Here is an 18,326-nt window from a genome sequence, read left to right on the forward strand (position 1 = left end):
CCTATTTATATAAACCAAATTTTCTAATTTTTTCATATCTTTTATTGAGCAATGTATCATGATCTAATTTTAATAAATTAGGTATTTCTTTTAATACATAATCCTTTATTCCTTTAGCAACAAAATCTATATCTTTATGGACACCACCTAATGGTTCTTCAATAATCTTATCAATCACTTTAAATGATAATAAATCCTCAGCAGTTAATTTCATAATGTCCGCTGCTTTTTCAGCTAAAGTTGCATCTTTCCAAAGAATACTTGAAAGTCCTTCTGGAGAAATAACGGAGTATATTGAGTTTTGAAGCATACAAACCTTATCTCCTATTCCTAAAGCTAATGCTCCTCCACTTCCACCTTCTCCAATCACTATATTAATGATTGGTGTTTTAAGTCCGCTCATTTCAAATAAATTAAGGGCAATAGCTTCTCCTTGCCCCCTCTCCTCTGCACCTAATCCACAGTAAGCACCAGGCGTATCTACAAAAGTAATAATAGGTCTTTTAAATTTTTCAGCCTGCTTCATAAGCCTTAAAGCCTTTCTATATCCTTCTGGATGAGCCATTCCAAAGTTTCTTTTTATATTTTCCTTAGTATCCTTACCTTTTTGATGTCCAATCACCGTAACAGGAATTCCTTCAATAGTTCCAATCCCACCAACAATAGCTGCATCATCTCCATATACTCTATCTCCATGAAGCTCTAAAAAATCAGGAATAATTCTCTCTATATAGTCTAAAGTAGTAGGTCTTCCCTGCATTCTTGCTAATTTTACTTTCTGCCACGGTGTCAAATTAGTATATGCATCTTTTTTAATATTTTCTAATTTATCTCTTAAAATATTGAGTTCCATATCTAAGGATACTTCATTTTCTTTTGCAAAATTCTCTAATTCTTTTATTTTATTTTCAAGCTCTATAATAGGCTTTTCAAAGTCTAGACAATTATTCATTTTTTTCACCTCTTAATGTGTGGATGCTTAATATTTTATATAATACATCTCTTAAATCTTTTCTATGGACAATCTTGTCTACAAAGCCTTTTTCCTTTAAAAACTCAGCCCTTTGAAATCCTTCAGGTAATCTTTGTCTTATTGTTTGTTCGATAACCCGAGGACCTGCAAAGCCTATTAATGCTTTTGGTTCTGCTATAATAATATCTCCAAGCATAGCAAAGCTAGCTGTAACACCACCTGTAGTTGGATCTGTCAAAACTGAAATATACAATAATCCTTCATCTGACAATCGTTTTAGTGCCAAAGATGTCTTCGCCATCTGCATTAAAGATAATATCCCTTCCTGCATTCTTGCACCACCAGAAGCTGAAAAAATAATCACAGGTAATTTTTTCTCTACAGCACTCTCAATAGCTCTAGTTATTTTTTCTCCAACCACACATCCCATACTTCCCATCATAAAATCTGGATTCATTACACCTATTACAAATGGAATTCCTTTAATTTTTCCTTCACCTGTTATAACAGCATCTTTTTCACCTGATTTTTCCTTTGCCCTAAGTATTTTATCCTTATATTCTGGAAAATCTAATGGATCGTTAGCTTCCAATTCTTTATCATATTCTACAAAGCTGTTTTCATCTAATAATAGATGAATTCTTTCTCTCGCTCCTATTCTAAAATAATGGTCACATTTTGGACATATATGCATATTTTTCTTTACATCTTCTTTTAATACTAATTCATTACATCCTTTGCATCTGACCCAAAGGGCATCATCTATTTTTTCATCATCACTTTTATTATTAGACTTAAAGTTTAAAGAAGCTTGTTTGTTTTCTTTATTATTATATACATTGATTGTTCCATACTTTTTTTTGCGAAATAATTCTTTAATCATATTATTCACCTTTCTACAATAACCTACTTCATTATTTCCTTCTCTATAAAGGAAGTATCCATTTTATTCTCGATAAATTTGTCATTATTTAAAATCTCTCTATGAAAATCCATATTAGTTTTTATACCTATAATAATCATCTCATCAATAGCCCTTCTCATTCTAGCTATTGCTTCATGCCTATCTCTTCCCCATACAATTAGCTTCCCAATCATAGAATCATACGTAGACGGGATCTTATACCCCCTATAAATATGAGTATCAATACGAATGCCATTGCCTCCAGGTATAAAATAATCTTCAATAGTTCCTGGACATGGCGTAAAGTTATTGCTAGGATCCTCTGCATTGATTCTGCATTCTATTGCATGTCCATTGATTTTTATATCTTCTTGAGTAAAGTTTAATTTTTCTCCACAAGCAATTTTTATTTGTTCCTTTATCAAATCTATCCCTGTAACCGCCTCTGTAACAGGATGCTCCACTTGAACTCTCGTATTCATTTCTATAAAGTAAAAGTTATTATGTTTATCTAATAAAAACTCTATCGTCCCTGCACTTACATAATTTACAGCTTTTGCAGCTTTTATAGCCATTTTCCCCATTCTTTCTCTTAAATCATCATCAAGCCTACTACACGGAGCTTCCTCTAACACCTTTTGGTTTCTTCTTTGCAAAGAACAATCACGCTCACCTAAATGAATAATATTTCCATATTCATCTGCTAAAATTTGAAATTCAATATGTCGTGGCGCTTCAATATACTTTTCTATGTACATAGCATCATCATTAAATGCAGCAGCTGCCTCTGATTTTGCCATATTAAATTTATTTATAAAATCTCCTTCTTTATGAACAATTCTCATGCCTCTTCCGCCGCCACCGCTTGAAGCTTTGATCATAACAGGAAATCCAATTTTTTTAGCAATTTCTAAAGCTTCTGAAGGATCTGTCGTAGCAGACTCTGACCCCGGAACAACACTTACTCCAGCTTTTATCATAGTTTTTCTAGCCTCTGATTTATTCCCCATTTTTCTTATATGCTCTTCTTTTGGTCCAATAAGCTTAATCCCTTGTGCTTTACATATTTTAGCAAAATTTGGACTCTCCGATAAAAATCCATAGCCTGGATGGATAGCCTCTGCATTTGTAATAAGCGCAGCACTAATAATATTATTTATATTTAAGTAGCTTTTAGATGAAATTGCAGGCCCTATACATACAGCCTCATCTGCCATATGTACATGAAGTGAATCCTTATCTATTTCAGAATAAACCGCAACCGTCTTTATGCCTAACTCTTTACACGCTCGAATAATTCTTAATGCAATTTCTCCTCTATTCGCAATCAATATTTTTTTTAGCATAATAGGCTACCTCCTAATTTTCATTAAAGGCTGACCATATTCTACGATATCCTCATTTTTGACTAAAATCTCTACCACTTGACCTGATTCTTCACTTTGAATTTCATTCATAATCTTCATAGCTTCTATGATGCAGATAGGTTGTCCTTTTTCTACACGATCTCCCACCTGAACAAAAGCTTTCGCATCAGGACTAGGTGCTGCATAAAAAACCCCTACTATAGGAGACTTCACAATATATAAATCTTCATCATCTACAAATATATTTTCATTATCATCTTCAACAGCTTTTTCTATTTTCATTTCATTTTTATTTATTTCATAAGAAGTATGATAATCACTAGATGATTTTGTAACACTGATCTTTAAATCCTTTTGCTCAATATCTACTCTTTGTATACTTGTTTGATCTATTGTAAGCAATAATTCTTTTATATCTTTTATATTCATCTATAAATCCCCCCATTTTTTATAGCTAGTTTTAGTATCTAGTACTAACACTGGATACTATTATAACATATAAAATATACTTATATCAATTTATTTAATATTATCTATAATTTCTAAAGGTGTATAATAAAGTAAGGATTTACAATCATGATTGGCAGTTCTTCAAAGGATGAAGATTTGCTTAAAACAATTATTGAATTCTTTTAAAAATTCACAACATTGATAGGATTACCCTCTAAAAATTGTTTTAAATTGTCTACCGCAATATTCATAAGTCTTTCTCTTGCTTCCTTTGGTGCCCATGCAATATGAGGAGTAATAATACAATTTTTTGCCGATAATAATGGATTATCAATAGATGGTGGTTCTTCAGATAATACATCTATCGCAGCCCCTGCTACCTTTCCGCTATTTAACGCTTCTGCTAAATCCTTTTCAACAATCAATGGTCCCCTTGAAGTATTAATGATCATCACACCATCTTTCATTTTTGCAATATTTTCTTTATATATTATCCCCTTAGTACTTTCAAACAATGGGCAATGTAAACTAATCACATCTGATTTTTTAAACAGTTCATCAAGTTCTACGTACTTTAAGCTTTCACTTTCTAGCTCTTTTTTTGGATACTCATCAAAGGCTAATACTTTCATATCAAAGGCTTTGGCAATTTCAGCTACCTTTTGACCAATTCTTCCTAATCCAATGATCCCCATTGTCTTTCCTGCAAGCTCAATCAATGAAGCATTCCAAAAACAAAAATCTTTGCAATTACTCCATACTCCTCTTTTTACACTTAAATTATGCTCCCACACATGATGACACATTTCTAAAAGAAGTGCAAAAGTAAACTGTGCAACAGCATTTGTTCCATATGTAGGAATATTTGTTACGATAATTCCTAATTCCTTTGCTGCATACACATCAACCACATTATATCCTGTTGCTAATACACCAATAAACTTTACATTTATCAATTTTTCAAGGGTTTCTCTTGTCAAAGCGGTTTTATTAGTATAAATAATTTCTGCATCACCAATTCTTTCAATGATTTGTTCATCTTTTGTACGGTCATACACAGTAACATCACCTAATTTTTCTAAACCCTCCCAGCTTAAATCACCAGGATTTAATGTATATCCATCTAGCACAACAATCTTCATATGTTTTCCTCCTCATTCATTTTATTTAATAACACTTCCTTCTTTATTCTATTCATATCCACTCGAAAAAAAAAGACATTCTATAAAATTTATAGAATGCCACCAAAACTTTATCTAAAATCAATAGCCTGTACAGGACATCTCTCCATAGCTGGTTTTAATTTTTCTATTTTTTCTTGATCCAACTTAGATTCTTTCCATCTTGCTTTATTATGAACAATTTCAAATGCTTCTGGCATTAATTTTTCACACAAGCCACAGCCCACACAATACTCTTCTTTAATATGAACACCAGTTATTTCAGTCAAATTCATATCTTTATCCATAGGTATACTTTCCTTCTTCACAAATAATGCAACAAGATAAGACATAAATAATATAGATATTACTGTCAAAATCCACCTAATTTCCATAAACTGAAGACCTAAAAATTTTGCTTCATTTGCAAGCATAGGTACTTTTATGACTGCCCATGCACTTAAAATGATAACAATATTAGTAATACTTGCTCCTTTCTTTAACAGCATCTTACATACAGGAAAAGCTGCATATATAGGTCCTGCCGAAAAGCTTCCTAATAAAAATGAAAAAATTATCCCCTTTATGCCTGAATTCTCTCCAAATCCATTTATAATAACCTGTTTAGGAACCCATGCCTCTATAATAGATGTAAGTATAAAAATGACTGGCATAATTTCAAGCATCTCTATAATATAATACATACTATTTTTAACAGATAAATTCGCCTTATCAGGCATTGCAACAAATAGGAAAATATATGCTAAAAATACTCCTGTTAACAATTTATTCTTTTTAATTATTTCAACTAACTTCACATAATCACCCCCATAATTAATGCTATAACCATAGCAAATACAAAGCTAAGCGCATTTCTAATAACCGTAAATTTCATTCCGAATTCCTGTTTTTCTAAAGGAAAAGTAACCACCCCTACCATAGTTAAAGTAGTTAAAAATGCCACTGCTGGAACTATACTTATTCCTACATCTACCAAAGAGCCTACCAGCGGGAATGCTACAAATGCAGGAATCAAAGTAATGCTTCCTAATGCTCCCGAAATAATCGTTGAAAAAAACAGATTAGATTTTCCTAACATACCTTTAATAGTTTCTGGTGGTATGAAAGTTAGTATTAATCCTATCAAAAATAAAATTCCCAAAATCTGACCTATCATATTTTTCATCATGCCTCTTGCCATTTGCATAGAATGAAATGTTTTTTTCTTGTCTTTAATCAGAGATACAACAAACATAATTCCTGTAATCCCCCATAAAGATATTGTAAAAATATCCATTTCTCAATACGCCTCCTTCTAAAATTGTTAATTCTATATTATAATAAATTATAAGTTTATGAAGTTACCACGGTAACTAATTTAAAAAAAGGTGATATTAATGAACATAAAAAAATATTTAAATATTTTAAAGCTTACAGATTTATTTCGTGAATTCTCTTCTATGGAATTACTTGATTTATTTAAAACAAATAAATATACCCTTTCTCAGTATAAAAAAGGAAGCATTATATATTTTGAAAGTGAAACATGTACTTCTTTAGATATCATTCTAAAAGGAGAAGTAATTGTTCAAAAGATTGATGAAAAAGGAAATGTATTGACTGTAACAGAATTTAGGGCTACAAATAATATTGGAGGCAATCTATTGTTTTCAAAGCATCCTTATTATCCAATGAGTGTACTTGCAAAATCAGATACTGACATATTACATATTAATAAAGATTTTGTGCTTCAGCTTTGTCAAAATAACCAAGCTTTCTTAATACAGTTTCTGACTTGTATTTCAGATAAAGCTGCAATATTAACAAATAAGATTAAATCAATTTCCATGAAATCCATAAGAGCATCTATTATAGATTTCTTAAATTATGAATATTATTCCCAAAAGAATACAACTATTAAACTTCACATGACAAAAAAAGAATTGGCTGAACGATTAGGCATTCAAAGGACTTCCCTTTCACGTGAACTGAATAAAATGAGAAAAGACGGATTACTCACTTATGATGCTCACAGCATTACCATTTGTGATTTGAGTATCATAAAAAAGACTTAATTTATTAACTAAAATAAAAAGCCATGTAAATATAGACATTTTCAGTCTATATTCACATGGCTTCATGAATTTTTTTATTATTTTATAAAGCAGGTCTCTTAAACCCTTTCCCATGTACCTCAGAAGTATCCAATATAGAAATAAATGCTTGTGGATCTGTATCTTCAATCACTTTCTTAATTTTGGGCAATTGTCTCAAGGTAGCTATACAATAAATAACATTTCTTTCATTTCCTGTATATGCACCCTGCCCATTAAGAAAAGTTACACCTCTGCCCACTTCCTTTATAATAAGATCTGCTATTTCTCTTTCCTTTTGTGTTACAACAAATAATAGTTTTTTTCTTTCTATTCCATTTAACACTCTATTCATCACTTCTGACGTAATATACATAGAAATCAAAGTATAAAGTGCAATACTTATTCCATTAATAGTTGAACCAATCATTACAACTATGAGATTCATAATAAACAAATAACTTGCTATATTTCCTCCAGTTTTTTTTCTTAGTACAACAGCAATAATATCCGTTCCTCCCATAGAGGCTCTATTTTGAAATACAATAGCTCCACCAATCCCTCCTAATATTCCTCCATATATACTAGATACGACCATATCATCAATTGCATAATAATCAGATATGTGTTGTGTTAAAATCATAAATACAGATAAAGACACCATCCCAAGCAAACTAAAAACGCAAAAGTCTTTATCCACTTGCTTCATACCTATTAAAAATATAGGTACATTCACAGCTAATATATAATAACCAGATGGAATATTTGTCATATACTGTAGTATTAATGCAATCCCTCCTACCCCTCCACTTAGAAATTTATGAGGGATTAAAAAAATATTAATACCTATTGCAGTTATTGCACTTCCTAACATAATCCACAATATTCTTCTTGCTAACTCTTTTTTATTATAATTCATTAGAAATAACACTCCCTTTTGAACAATATAAATACTCCATCAAAGCTTTTGAAAATAATTCGTTTTCTTTCTCCTTATCTTTTATTAAGGTAATATTACAATATTATTAACTACAGGTCTTTCCCTTCCATCAGAAGGTTTATTTAAAATTTTTCCATCATAATACATAACACTAGAACCACCACCATCTAAATTATATGCATCCTTTACACCTAATTCTAACAATTTATCCTGTAATCTTTCTAAAGAAATCCCTATGCTCCAATTATTTCTTCTTCCATCTATAACAATCACGATCAAATCATCATTTGCATATTTTCCTATAATAGTTCTAGGGTGTCTTGTTTTTTTCCATTTAATTGGAATTTCTACTTTTTTCCCATTTTTTAATAATACAGGTGAAAAACTTACTCCTTGATATGGATCAAGCTTCATAATATCTTCTTCTTTATGCGGTACCGTTCCAATAACTTGTCCCTTCCTATTAATTCCAGCAAAGAATAAATCTCCAGGATAACCATTAAAAGGTTCTACCAATTTTCCATCTATAACTGTATTGCCTATTAATCGTGCATAAGTCTTTCCGTTTCTTTTCTCTTTATAAAAGCCCCCTCCATTAATAGCAAGAATTGCATTTGTTCTTTTAGCTGCATTAGATGTAGTTTCTAATGCTCCAAGCTGATCTTTTGCCAATACTACTTTGAAGGCTGTAGGATCAAATAATTTTATTTTGGCAATATATCCTCTGTACCCAAGCTCTGCTAATTTAAAAATCTTAATCTCTGTACGATCATTAATATGAGTCTTTACTGCTGGGCCTAACATTTTTAATATCTTCTTTTCATAAATATCATCTGATAATCGTCTTTGTGAATCGCTCAATTTTGATAATTCACTAATTTTCTCATCTTGAACATTGAAAACCTCTTTTTGATTTTCTGCAACCAATCCTATTTTTACAATACTATCTTCTAGCCGACTTACTTCATCATATAATTTCTCCACGTCTTCCGTCAGTACATTTACAGGAAATTCCAGATACTGACTCTCATCTTTAAATTCTAAACTGACAAAAAAGAAACCGATAAACGGGGCAATCAAAAAAAGTATAAATATATTAATTTTGCCCATTTGGTGCCTCCTGCAATATTTTTAAGCTCTTTTCTAAGGTTTTTAATTGCCCATCTAAATCCTTTAACTTTTGATCGATTCTCTCTTGAACAGCTGTAGAATTAGAAATCGTATCATCTGTATTTTCAATTCTATTTTTTAAATTATTTATCTCTTTACTAAGCAGCTCTATTTTTTCACTTAAATCTTGAATGTTCACTGCATTTTCTTGCTGAACATTTTTTATAGATACATCAATATAATTTTTAGCATAAGTATAACCATAATACACTACAGCACTCCAAACACTAGCACTGACAAGAAAAATAAGTAAATTTATCCATATTCTATTTTTTTTCTTATCTTTTTTTCTTGATCGCTCTTTACTTTTTGCATCTTCTTGTGATAAAGCAATATCTTTTTCCATCATCTCATCCTTTCCAACCTTATTCCTACAAATATAGGTTATCGCAAATACTAACATTTATCAACAAAAATAATTTACAAGTATTTCAATTATATGACCTTTTAAAAGCCATATACATCAAGAGCTTTCTGCTCTAAATATATATGGCTTTCTTATAGCTATAAATTGTATTTATTTTTACACTTTAAAACAATTTACTGTTTCCATTAAATTCTCTGCTACTTCACTTAAGCTTTGTGCTGTAGCTGCAACTTCTTCTGATGATGCAGTGAGTTCTTCAGAAGATGCTGCTACTTCCTCTGTAGCTGCTGAATTTTCTTCTGTTACAGCACTTACCTGTTCTACTCTTTCCATTACGGCGTCCTTAGATTTTACAATTTCATCCATAGCATCATATGTTTTCTTCATAAGAGGTGCAATATTTTCAATAGATATCAATATATCTTTAAAGGATTTTACTGTATTTTCAACAGATTTAGCTTGTTCTTTGACAGATTGTTCTACACTTTTAGAAGTATAAATAACTTCATCAGTATCCTTTGTAATAGAATTTACTAAATCTACAATTTTTTCTGTAGACTGTCTTGATTCTTCTGCTAATTTTCGTACTTCTTCAGCTACTACAGCAAAGCCCATTCCTTCTTCTCCTGCTCTTGCTGCTTCTATAGCAGCATTAAGTGCCAATAGGTTTGTCTGTTCAGATATACTTGATATCATTTCAGTAATACCACTTATTTCTTTTACAGAATTAGTTAATGTCTCTACTTTACCAACAACTAATTCAAAAGCATTTTTTATTTCTTCAATAGATTTAATTAATATATCCATTTCTTGCTTACCGATATTAACTTTATTTTCTGCATTTTCTGTTTCATTTTTCACATTTTGAAGCTCTTCATATACATTTTCTATGCTATTTGTAAAATCTGATAAAGAATTTACTATATCCATCAAGTCTTGTGCTTGACTTGTACTTCCCTCTGCCACCTGCTGCATCGTACTAGCAAGCTCCTGTGAAGCTGCTGACATTTCTTCTGATACAGTAGCAAGTCTTTTAGATTGACCTGTTACTTTATTTGAGCCTCCCTTCACCTTAGCCAATACATTTTTTATATTTCTAATAACTTCTGCTAATGAGCGATTCATTTGAGCAAATTCATTCTTACCCTCTTCTTCTAAATCAACTATAAAATCATATTTTGAAAGCTTTTCCAATGCGTTATTGATTTGAGTCATAGAATCTTTTAGGAATTTTAAAAACATAAAAGTAAAAATTACTAAAACAGCAATAATTACTACTGATAAAGCTATAAAAATCTTCTTTGTATTTTTATATAAACTATTAGCTTGATCAACAACGTTTTGAGCAGTATTTGCATTAAAAGCTACTAGTTTATCTATGTTTTCTTGAGCCTTATCTGCATAGTTGATTACTTTTGCAACTTCTCCTTCATTTAACATGACTCCCTGTTGTAGTTTATTTAATAATTTGTCTCCTTCATTTAAATACGCTTTATAATTACTTTCAATCTTATCAAATAAAGCTATTTCTTCATTTGTTAAATGGTTATTTCTATATTTATCAAAGAGTTGAATTAAACTAGATTTTTGATTTTTTATACGATCTGCTACAGCTCTATCATACTTATTGTAATAAAGCATCTTATTAACATTAGCCCTTATTATATAAAATTCTGTTTCAAGATTTTTTAATTCAAGAGAGGTAAGCATATTTTTTTCATAAAGAGAGTTCATATCATTGCTTAAAATTTCCATATCGCTTAGAGCTGAATATGATATATATCCTATAGATATTGATGTAAATATTAATATTATAAATAACAAAGAGGTAATTTTAAGATTTTTAAAAAAATTACTGATTACTTTGTATGGAGCAAACTTATTTGCAACTTTCATAAAAATCCCTCCCAATATGAAATTTAAAGTGAATGTTTTCAAATAATAGAATATCAAAAAAATATCAACTGTTCCAGTTTTTTAATTAAATTAGTAATTATATTCATAAATTAGAAAGCAGTGTTTATAATCAGACACACCATCATGATCCAGCATGTATATCTGTTTTTTTCAAATATCCTATCAATCCAATCAAGAAAATGATAAACATTCCTGTTAAAATGATTCCTGCATTTATACAAACTGATCTAGGATCATCTATATTATCTCTAAAAATATAAGCTATTGGAATGCTCCATGGAAAAACATCTATATATTTTGAATTGACTACTACAATATTTGTAATCACCCCACTAATTCCTAATACAATAGGAGGGATAACATTTTTGCCTATTACTCCCAAAAGAGAACTTACAGGAGTTAATGCAAAAAACATCATTCCTATTAATAATTGACTTTTCATAGTATCTATAAGTAAACTTCCCGTTATTGATTCTTTAATCAGCATCATGCCTCCAACCAATAAAGATACATAATTTATAACTAAAGTTATATATATCATGATAAAAATCACTATTAATTTTGCAAAAATAAATTTATATTTATCTACTGGATAAGTATATAAAGTATTTACTGTATTTTCCGTATACTCTCTTGAAAATACGTATCCTGAAATCAACGAAAATAAAGCAACCCCCATAATCAAAGTCATAAATACAAAATTATTTTTAAAAGCTGATTCCCAATGTATATTATAATTTTTTAAATTATTTATAATGATTATTATATTCAATAAAGTTGGAAGTAACCCTCCGATGGGCAATAACCACATAACCTTCGCTCTTTTTAACTTCAAAACTTCTGTATATAGTAGATTAAACACACCCTTCACCCCCAGTAACCTTTAAAAAATAATCCTCTAAGCTATCTTTCATCAATCCAATCTCACTAACATTCACATGATTTTGTATAAAAATTCGGTTGATTTTTTCAACATCAGAGAGTTGTTCATAAACTCTTAAAATATTTTTTTCAATAACCATATAATCACAAATCCCTAATCTTTCTTCAAGAAGCATAGCTGCTTTTTTATCATCGCTTACCTTTATTTTTATATAATGTCTATTTTTATTTTGAAGGGTATGAAAATCAATCTCCTCTATCAATCTCCCCTCATGGATAATCCCAATAGTGGTAGCCATTTGCTGTATCTCACTTAAATTATGACTAGATATTAAAACTGTTATATTCTTTTTACTAGATAACTCTAATATCAATTCTCTTATTTCTTTTATGCCCATAGGGTCTAATCCATTGGTAGGCTCATCTAAAATAAGTAACTCTGGATGATGAAGTAGCGCTCTTGCAATACCAAGTCTCTGCTTCATCCCTAAAGAAAATTCTCTTACTTTTCTATTTTTAGCGTGAATTATCCCAGATATATCCAAAGCCTCGTCTATACATTTTTTCCCCTGCACTCCCATTAATCTTCTATGAATCTCTAAATTTTCTTTAGCTGTTAAATTTGGATAAAAGCCTGGAAATTCTATGATTGATCCGATTCTTTCTAAGTATTGATTTTTATTTGAAGTAATATTTTCCCCAAAGATTTCAATACTCCCACCCGTTGGCTTTACAAGCCCCATAATCATCCTAATAGTAGTTGTTTTTCCTGCTCCATTTTCTCCTAAAAATCCATAAATTTCTCCTTTTTTAATATGGATATTTAAGTTGTCTACGGCTGTTTTGTTTTTATATTTTTTCGTTAAATTCACCGTTTTTAATACATATTCCATATATATCCCTTCCCTTCTGATTATAGGATATCCTATAAAGCTTACATGGCTTTAACATGAATCTTACAAATTTCTTAAATCATATTTTATTGAACTAAAGGAAAGGTAAATGAAAACTCCGTTTTTTTATAGGGAATACTACTTACATAAATCCTTCCATCATGCTTTTCTATAAGCTTTTTTACGATGGTAAGCCCTAACCCATTTCCTTGAAAATGAGTATTTCTTGAATCCTCTAGGGTATATAATCGTTCAAATATATGAGGAATCTCATTATTAGGAATTCCTTTTCCATTATCCCAAACAGTGATCCTTACAGACTCCTTTTCTTTTTTGATCTCAATACCTATTTTTCCTCCATCTTTTCCATATTTTAAAGCATTCGATAAAAGATTATTTAATATTCTATGAATGCTTTTTTCATCTCCTGATATAAATAACTGTTCATCTGGCAACTGAATCTCTGGAATAATATTATTTTTTGTAAAATCTTCATAAAACGTAAGTATACTCATTCTTACTGATTCACAAATATTTATTTTCTTAAAATTTAATACATCATCATTAGATTCAATCTTTGATAACGCAAAAAAATCTTCCAAAAGTACATGAAGAAGCTTTCCTTTTGAATAAACAACCTCTATATATTTTTCTTTTTCTTCTTCCCTTAGAGTTGGATCATTTTTTATGGCTTCTATATATCCTAAAAGAGAAGTAAGAGGGGTTCTTAGATCATGAGAAATATTTGAAATAATTTTTTTCCTTGATTCTTCTATTTTTTTATATTCAATAAGAATTTTTTGAAATTTATTGACGAGTATATTAATTGTTTCACATAATTTCTCCATATTTCTATTATTAGTATTTAGCCTTACTCTTTGATTAAAGTTTCCTTTTTCTATTTGCATAAGCACTTTATTTATTTTTTTGATTTGTTTATTTTGCTTAAAAAGTATTAAACTCAAAAACATACAGATAGTGCTTAAAATCAAAATAATCCTCTTAGTCATTTTTTATCTCTCCAAGCTTATAGCCTATGCCCCAAACCGTTACAATAATTTTAGGATTTGAAGAATTTTCCTCTATTTTTGATCTTAATCTTCTTATATGTACCATAACTGTATTTTCATCCCCTATATAATCATCTCTCCAAACATGCTGAAATATTTGTTGTTTTGTAAACACTCTATTAGGATTCTTAAAAAAAAGCTTTAATATTTCAAACTCTTTCCTTGTAAGGGCAAGCTTTTCTCCTTTTTTTCTAACTTCATAATTATTTACATCTAAAGAAATATCTCCATAAATAATTTTTTCTTCTTTTGCTATACTCGATTCTTTAAAATAAAAACTTCTTCGAATTGTTGATCCTACTCTTGCTAAAAGCTCTGCTGTAGAAAACGGCTTTATCATATAATCATCTGCCCCCATCCTAAGTCCTAGGATTTTATCTATCTCTTCATCCCTTGCAGATAAGATGATAATAGGGACAATACTTTCTACTCTTATTCTCCTCATAACTTCTATTCCATCTATTTTAGGAATCATAAGATCTAGTAGGATCATATGATAATTTTTTTCTTTATATTTAAGTAAAGCCTCTTCTCCATCCATAGCTGCATCTACTCTGTATCCTGCTTTTTTTAAAGTCGTGCAAATAAGCTGATTGATGGCTTCATCATCTTCAACCACTAAAATATTTATAAACTCCATACTTTTATCCCCCTTTTAAAAAACTTTTTCCTTTATGTCATAAAAGCATGTGTATATTTTACCATATTTTTCAATAATTAAGCATATGTAAAATGAATTCTTCTTTGCTCCTCTATTTTTCTCTCTTTTGATATCTTTTTCTTTTCTATTTTATTAGATTCATATTGAAGTTTTATTGCAATTTGAGCCTTTGTTCCAATTCTCTACTAAATCATATATAAATGAAAAGTTAATATATTTATTGATTTTTCTAATCAAATGATCTTCAGAAACTAGGTTCTCAATCATAACAGTTTCAATTCTATTTTGGTATCCATTATTCTTAGTTAACAATACAATCAGTCTCTTCGGGAAATTATTCTATATATATTTGTTCTACATGAAAAGCGAGAATCCTTTTTGAAAAAAAGAATTCTCGCTTTTTATACTTTGTCAACAATCTGATTATCTCTTATCCCTCAACTACTAAAACTTCTTTTCCTTCAAATGCTATTCCTAGCTCCATTATGTTTTCAATTCCCATATCCAATAATTCCTGTTTATAATTCTTATCTTTTATTTGCGCTATTGCTTTATCTGCTGCAATTTCCAATGTTTCTTTTCTTCTTTTATTTACTTTTTTAAACTCCATAATTATCCCTAGTTTATTTTTATCTTTTGGAATTAATGCTACATCATATCTTCCATATCCACTTTCTCTATTTGATTTTACTTCATATTCTTCATTTAATGCTACTAAAATTCCAAGCACAAATGCATGATAGAATTTTTCACTTTCCTCTATATCAAAATAGCTTGCACTTTTTATTATATACTCACTAAATATATCTTCAAATGTTTCTATATCTCCTGTTGTCAAGCTCTTTAGCATATAATTAAATTTTTCATTATTAATACTTTCTTTAAACCAAGACAATATTATTTCTTCATATAGATATTTCACTTCAAAATTTGGTATTTCTAATGTACAAAAACTTCTCCCCATTTTTAAATTTTCATTTATAACTTTTAAATACCCACTAAAAAGCAAAAAACTCCATACATTTTCCGATCCATTTTCTACATCATTCATCACTATATCTTCATTTATTTGTTTTACAATAGCTTTTCCTTTTATCAAATCTTCAAGTTCTTTTTTTACTGTTTCTCCTGCTTTTGTCAATACTATTTTTACTAAATCATTACTGCTCGTATTTACCCAATAAGCTCTAAATCCTTTTTCATAGTTATCTACGTAATTAAGTATTGACCATGGATTGTATATTATATTTTCTCCAAATATATATCCATTATACCATTTTCTAACTTCATCCATTTCAGACTCTATATTATAATACTTTAATATTTCTTCTACTTCACTTTCTAAAAAACCAAACTTATCACTATAGTGATTTTTTAATATTGTACAAACCTTTAAATTATTAAGTCCTGAAAATATACTTTCTTTTGCTACTCTTAATATTCCAGTAAGAACTCCCTTTTGCAAATACTCATTATCTTTAAGAGCACCACTCAAAAAATTTCTCATAAATTCTATTATTTCTTTATAGTATCCACTTAAATATCCACTTTGTATTGGTGTATCATATTCATCTATCAACACAATTGTTTTTTGATTATAATATTCACTTAAAAACTTGCTTAAATTTTTAAGACTTGTTTCATACTGTCCTTGAGAAGCCTCCATAGATAGTATTTTCTTAAAATAAGTTTCTTCTATACCTTTTAAATAATTATCTAGTAGATATTTGTGTTTATAATATTCAATAGATATAATTTCTTTCATTTTTTCATAACACTTTTGAAAATTTCCATCTTTTATATCTTTGAATGTTAGATATATAACTGGGTATTTTCCCTGCATACCCATTATATCTTTATACTTATTCACCTTTAAATTCTCAAATAAATATTTATTATCTTCATCACTTTTCTCAAAAAAATATCTAAGCATACTCATATTAAGTGTCTTTCCAAAACGTCTAGGTCTTGGCAGCAGTATTACTTCCGAACCATCATTTATTATTTCCTTTATAAATAAACTTTTATCTACATAATAATAATTTTCAGTTATCAATTTTTTAAAATCACTTATTCCTATCGGTACTTTCTTCATAAATTACTCTCCTCTAATTTAAGGTTATTACCTATTATTATATCATAACCAATCATCATTGATCTATTTCTCAAAATCACCCCTTGTTTTAATGGATGTATCTCTTAAATAGCACTTTTTCACAAAAACGTTGTAATTTCAACCTCTACAAAACATCACTTTAAAATTTCAAATATTTTTGTAGGAACAAAAGTTTTTATCGATAATATCATTTATATTTTTTTACAAAGCTTCTTAAAAAATTAATCACTTCTATTTAACTTTTACAACTTCTCACTCTCAAGTTCTTCCATCTTTTCCATTCTTAATTCATGCAGTGTCTTATTACTTCCTTTTAAAATAGTCCATTCATAAATATTTACAGATGACCACTCCGTTATTTTCTCTCCCCATCGATTAAAAGACATTACTTCATCTTTGTACTTCACCTTTTGAATATCAATAACCTCTGCCTCTGAATCTGGATAGTTCCTAATCTCAACCATATCTCCTGATTTAATAATTCCCCATTCAAACAGCTTATTCATTCTAGGTAAATATTTTCTAGTTATTTTACTTTGTCCACTTGTAGTTGTCTTTTTATCCTCTATTTCAACATAATAATCGTATAGTTTTTGTAATGGTAATATCTGATTTGACTGCAATAGCATTTGCTCACCTATTTTTACGGGAACAAGTTCAATACAGTTTATATCAACACCGTTTTCAATTAGCCAAGCTACTGCTGATAAAGTTTGAGCATCAAACCCTGAAGCAACTAAAATAATCCTCTGTTTTCTATTGAATGTCTTCAACGCATTGTTCTTTTCAAGAAATTCATTTAGTATTCTCTTTCCCTTTTCCTCTGGTGTAAGCTCACCTAATTCAAATTCATTATTGTACTTCAATATGTAAGGTGCAAATATTTTTTCTACTGCCTCATCAACATTTTTTATTTTTGCATAACTTGCAGCATATCTAATAGCTTGAAATTCAAAGGGTTCTTGTCTCATTTTAACATCATCTAAATCTCTTTTTATTTCAATCAAAACTAAGTTTCCATCTTTATCTATTGCAGTTAAATCACTTCTACCTTTTTCTGCATTTCTAACTTGTCTCCCAATTACTAACAGAGTTTCATCATCAATAATTATCTCAATATTTTTTCTTAAAAACTCTTCTATATGTTCTTCTTTAATATTCAAATCCTTAAATTGCAAAATCTCTACATCTAAGTTGTTTACTTCAATTGAGCTATTTATATTTACAGGAATCAACATAAATTTACCTCCAAATTCTAGTTTCATCAAATTTATCAAATTCTTTTTAAATAAGTAAGTAATTACAAGAACTCTACTCACACAACCTAATGAAGGCAAACAAAAAAAGAACCTTTACATTTATG

The 18,326-nt window shown here is 29.4% G+C and carries 19 protein-coding genes and 1 pseudogene; 1 reads left to right on the forward strand and 19 read right to left on the reverse strand.

From position 1 onward, the window contains the following. Position 1 precedes the first annotated feature (1 nt). From KVH43_RS02305 to KVH43_RS02335, 7 genes are all read right to left on the reverse strand, one after another. Complete coding sequence (locus KVH43_RS02305; protein WP_218283299.1) at positions 2 to 952, reverse strand: acetyl-CoA carboxylase carboxyltransferase subunit alpha; 951 nt, start codon at positions 950 to 952, stop codon at positions 2 to 4. Further along, positions 945 to 1,856, reverse strand: a complete 912-nt coding sequence (gene accD / locus KVH43_RS02310) for an acetyl-CoA carboxylase, carboxyltransferase subunit beta (RefSeq protein ID WP_218283300.1) — start codon at positions 1,854 to 1,856, stop codon at positions 945 to 947. Before accD ends, KVH43_RS02305 begins: the two co-directional genes overlap by 8 nt. Before the next feature lie 23 nt (positions 1,857 to 1,879). Further along, entirely contained in the window at positions 1,880 to 3,223 is a 1,344-nt protein-coding gene (locus KVH43_RS02315) for an acetyl-CoA carboxylase biotin carboxylase subunit (RefSeq protein ID WP_218283301.1), read from the reverse strand. Positions 3,224 to 3,229: 6 nt separating this feature from the next. Beyond that, complete coding sequence (gene accB / locus KVH43_RS02320) at positions 3,230 to 3,673, reverse strand: acetyl-CoA carboxylase biotin carboxyl carrier protein (protein ID WP_218283302.1); 444 nt, start codon at positions 3,671 to 3,673, stop codon at positions 3,230 to 3,232. Positions 3,674 to 3,876: 203 nt separating this feature from the next. After that, the gene (locus KVH43_RS02325) at positions 3,877 to 4,836 is read right to left on the reverse strand and encodes a D-2-hydroxyacid dehydrogenase (protein WP_218283303.1); all 960 of its coding nucleotides are present in this window, start codon (positions 4,834 to 4,836) and stop codon (positions 3,877 to 3,879) included. Positions 4,837 to 4,946: 110 nt separating this feature from the next. Next, entirely contained in the window at positions 4,947 to 5,672 is a 726-nt protein-coding gene (locus KVH43_RS02330) for a permease (protein ID WP_255547792.1), read from the reverse strand. Further along, complete coding sequence (locus KVH43_RS02335) at positions 5,669 to 6,151, reverse strand: permease (RefSeq protein WP_218283304.1); 483 nt, start codon at positions 6,149 to 6,151, stop codon at positions 5,669 to 5,671. Before KVH43_RS02335 ends, KVH43_RS02330 begins: the two co-directional genes overlap by 4 nt. A gap of 100 nt (positions 6,152 to 6,251) precedes the next feature. Between KVH43_RS02335 and KVH43_RS02340 the strand changes: the two genes are divergently transcribed. Next, positions 6,252 to 6,929, forward strand: a complete 678-nt coding sequence (locus tag KVH43_RS02340; RefSeq protein WP_218283305.1) for a Crp/Fnr family transcriptional regulator — start codon at positions 6,252 to 6,254, stop codon at positions 6,927 to 6,929. 82 nt (positions 6,930 to 7,011) lie between these two features. Here the strand turns inward: KVH43_RS02340 and KVH43_RS02345 are convergent, their stop codons facing one another. From KVH43_RS02345 to KVH43_RS02400, 12 genes and pseudogenes are all read right to left on the reverse strand, one after another. After that, positions 7,012 to 7,866 carry a YitT family protein gene (locus KVH43_RS02345; RefSeq protein ID WP_218283306.1) on the reverse strand — a complete coding sequence of 285 codons (855 nt, stop codon included), beginning with the start codon at positions 7,864 to 7,866 and terminating at the stop codon, positions 7,012 to 7,014. Between the two features lie 84 nt (positions 7,867 to 7,950). Continuing rightward, positions 7,951 to 8,997, reverse strand: coding sequence for a phosphodiester glycosidase family protein (locus KVH43_RS02350; RefSeq protein WP_218283307.1), 1,047 nt, complete (start codon positions 8,995 to 8,997; stop codon positions 7,951 to 7,953). After that, a complete protein-coding gene (locus KVH43_RS02355) occupies positions 8,984 to 9,403 on the reverse strand; it encodes a hypothetical protein (RefSeq protein WP_218283308.1) in 420 nt (139 codons plus the stop codon). Before KVH43_RS02355 ends, KVH43_RS02350 begins: the two co-directional genes overlap by 14 nt. A gap of 177 nt (positions 9,404 to 9,580) precedes the next feature. Then, complete coding sequence (locus KVH43_RS02360) at positions 9,581 to 11,320, reverse strand: methyl-accepting chemotaxis protein (protein WP_218283309.1); 1,740 nt, start codon at positions 11,318 to 11,320, stop codon at positions 9,581 to 9,583. A gap of 142 nt (positions 11,321 to 11,462) precedes the next feature. Further along, entirely contained in the window at positions 11,463 to 12,203 is a 741-nt protein-coding gene (locus KVH43_RS02365) for an ABC transporter permease (protein WP_218283310.1), read from the reverse strand. Next, a complete protein-coding gene (locus KVH43_RS02370; protein ID WP_218283311.1) occupies positions 12,196 to 13,116 on the reverse strand; it encodes an ABC transporter ATP-binding protein in 921 nt (306 codons plus the stop codon). The genes KVH43_RS02365 and KVH43_RS02370 overlap by 8 nt, the downstream gene beginning before the upstream one ends. Positions 13,117 to 13,202: 86 nt before the next feature. Then, a complete protein-coding gene (locus KVH43_RS02375) occupies positions 13,203 to 14,126 on the reverse strand; it encodes a sensor histidine kinase (protein WP_218283312.1) in 924 nt (307 codons plus the stop codon). Further along, the gene (locus KVH43_RS02380) at positions 14,119 to 14,826 is read right to left on the reverse strand and encodes a response regulator transcription factor (protein WP_218283313.1); all 708 of its coding nucleotides are present in this window, start codon (positions 14,824 to 14,826) and stop codon (positions 14,119 to 14,121) included. The genes KVH43_RS02375 and KVH43_RS02380 overlap by 8 nt, the downstream gene beginning before the upstream one ends. A gap of 77 nt (positions 14,827 to 14,903) precedes the next feature. Further along, complete coding sequence (locus KVH43_RS02385) at positions 14,904 to 15,026, reverse strand: DUF2992 family protein (protein WP_218284058.1); 123 nt, start codon at positions 15,024 to 15,026, stop codon at positions 14,904 to 14,906. Next, positions 15,025 to 15,159, reverse strand: a pseudogene (locus KVH43_RS02390) (IS5/IS1182 family transposase); the annotation flags it as partial. The pseudogene KVH43_RS02390 and the gene KVH43_RS02385, both read right to left, overlap by 2 nt. 118 nt (positions 15,160 to 15,277) lie before the next feature. Then, positions 15,278 to 16,942, reverse strand: a complete 1,665-nt coding sequence (locus KVH43_RS02395) for an AAA family ATPase (protein WP_218283315.1) — start codon at positions 16,940 to 16,942, stop codon at positions 15,278 to 15,280. Between the two features lie 263 nt (positions 16,943 to 17,205). Further along, a complete protein-coding gene (locus tag KVH43_RS02400) occupies positions 17,206 to 18,201 on the reverse strand; it encodes a PDDEXK family nuclease (RefSeq protein WP_218283316.1) in 996 nt (331 codons plus the stop codon). Positions 18,202 to 18,326 lie beyond the last annotated feature (125 nt).

This window comes from Crassaminicella indica, from assembly GCF_019203185.1.
GTDB classification, from domain to species: domain Bacteria; phylum Bacillota; class Clostridia; order Peptostreptococcales; family Thermotaleaceae; genus Crassaminicella; species Crassaminicella indica.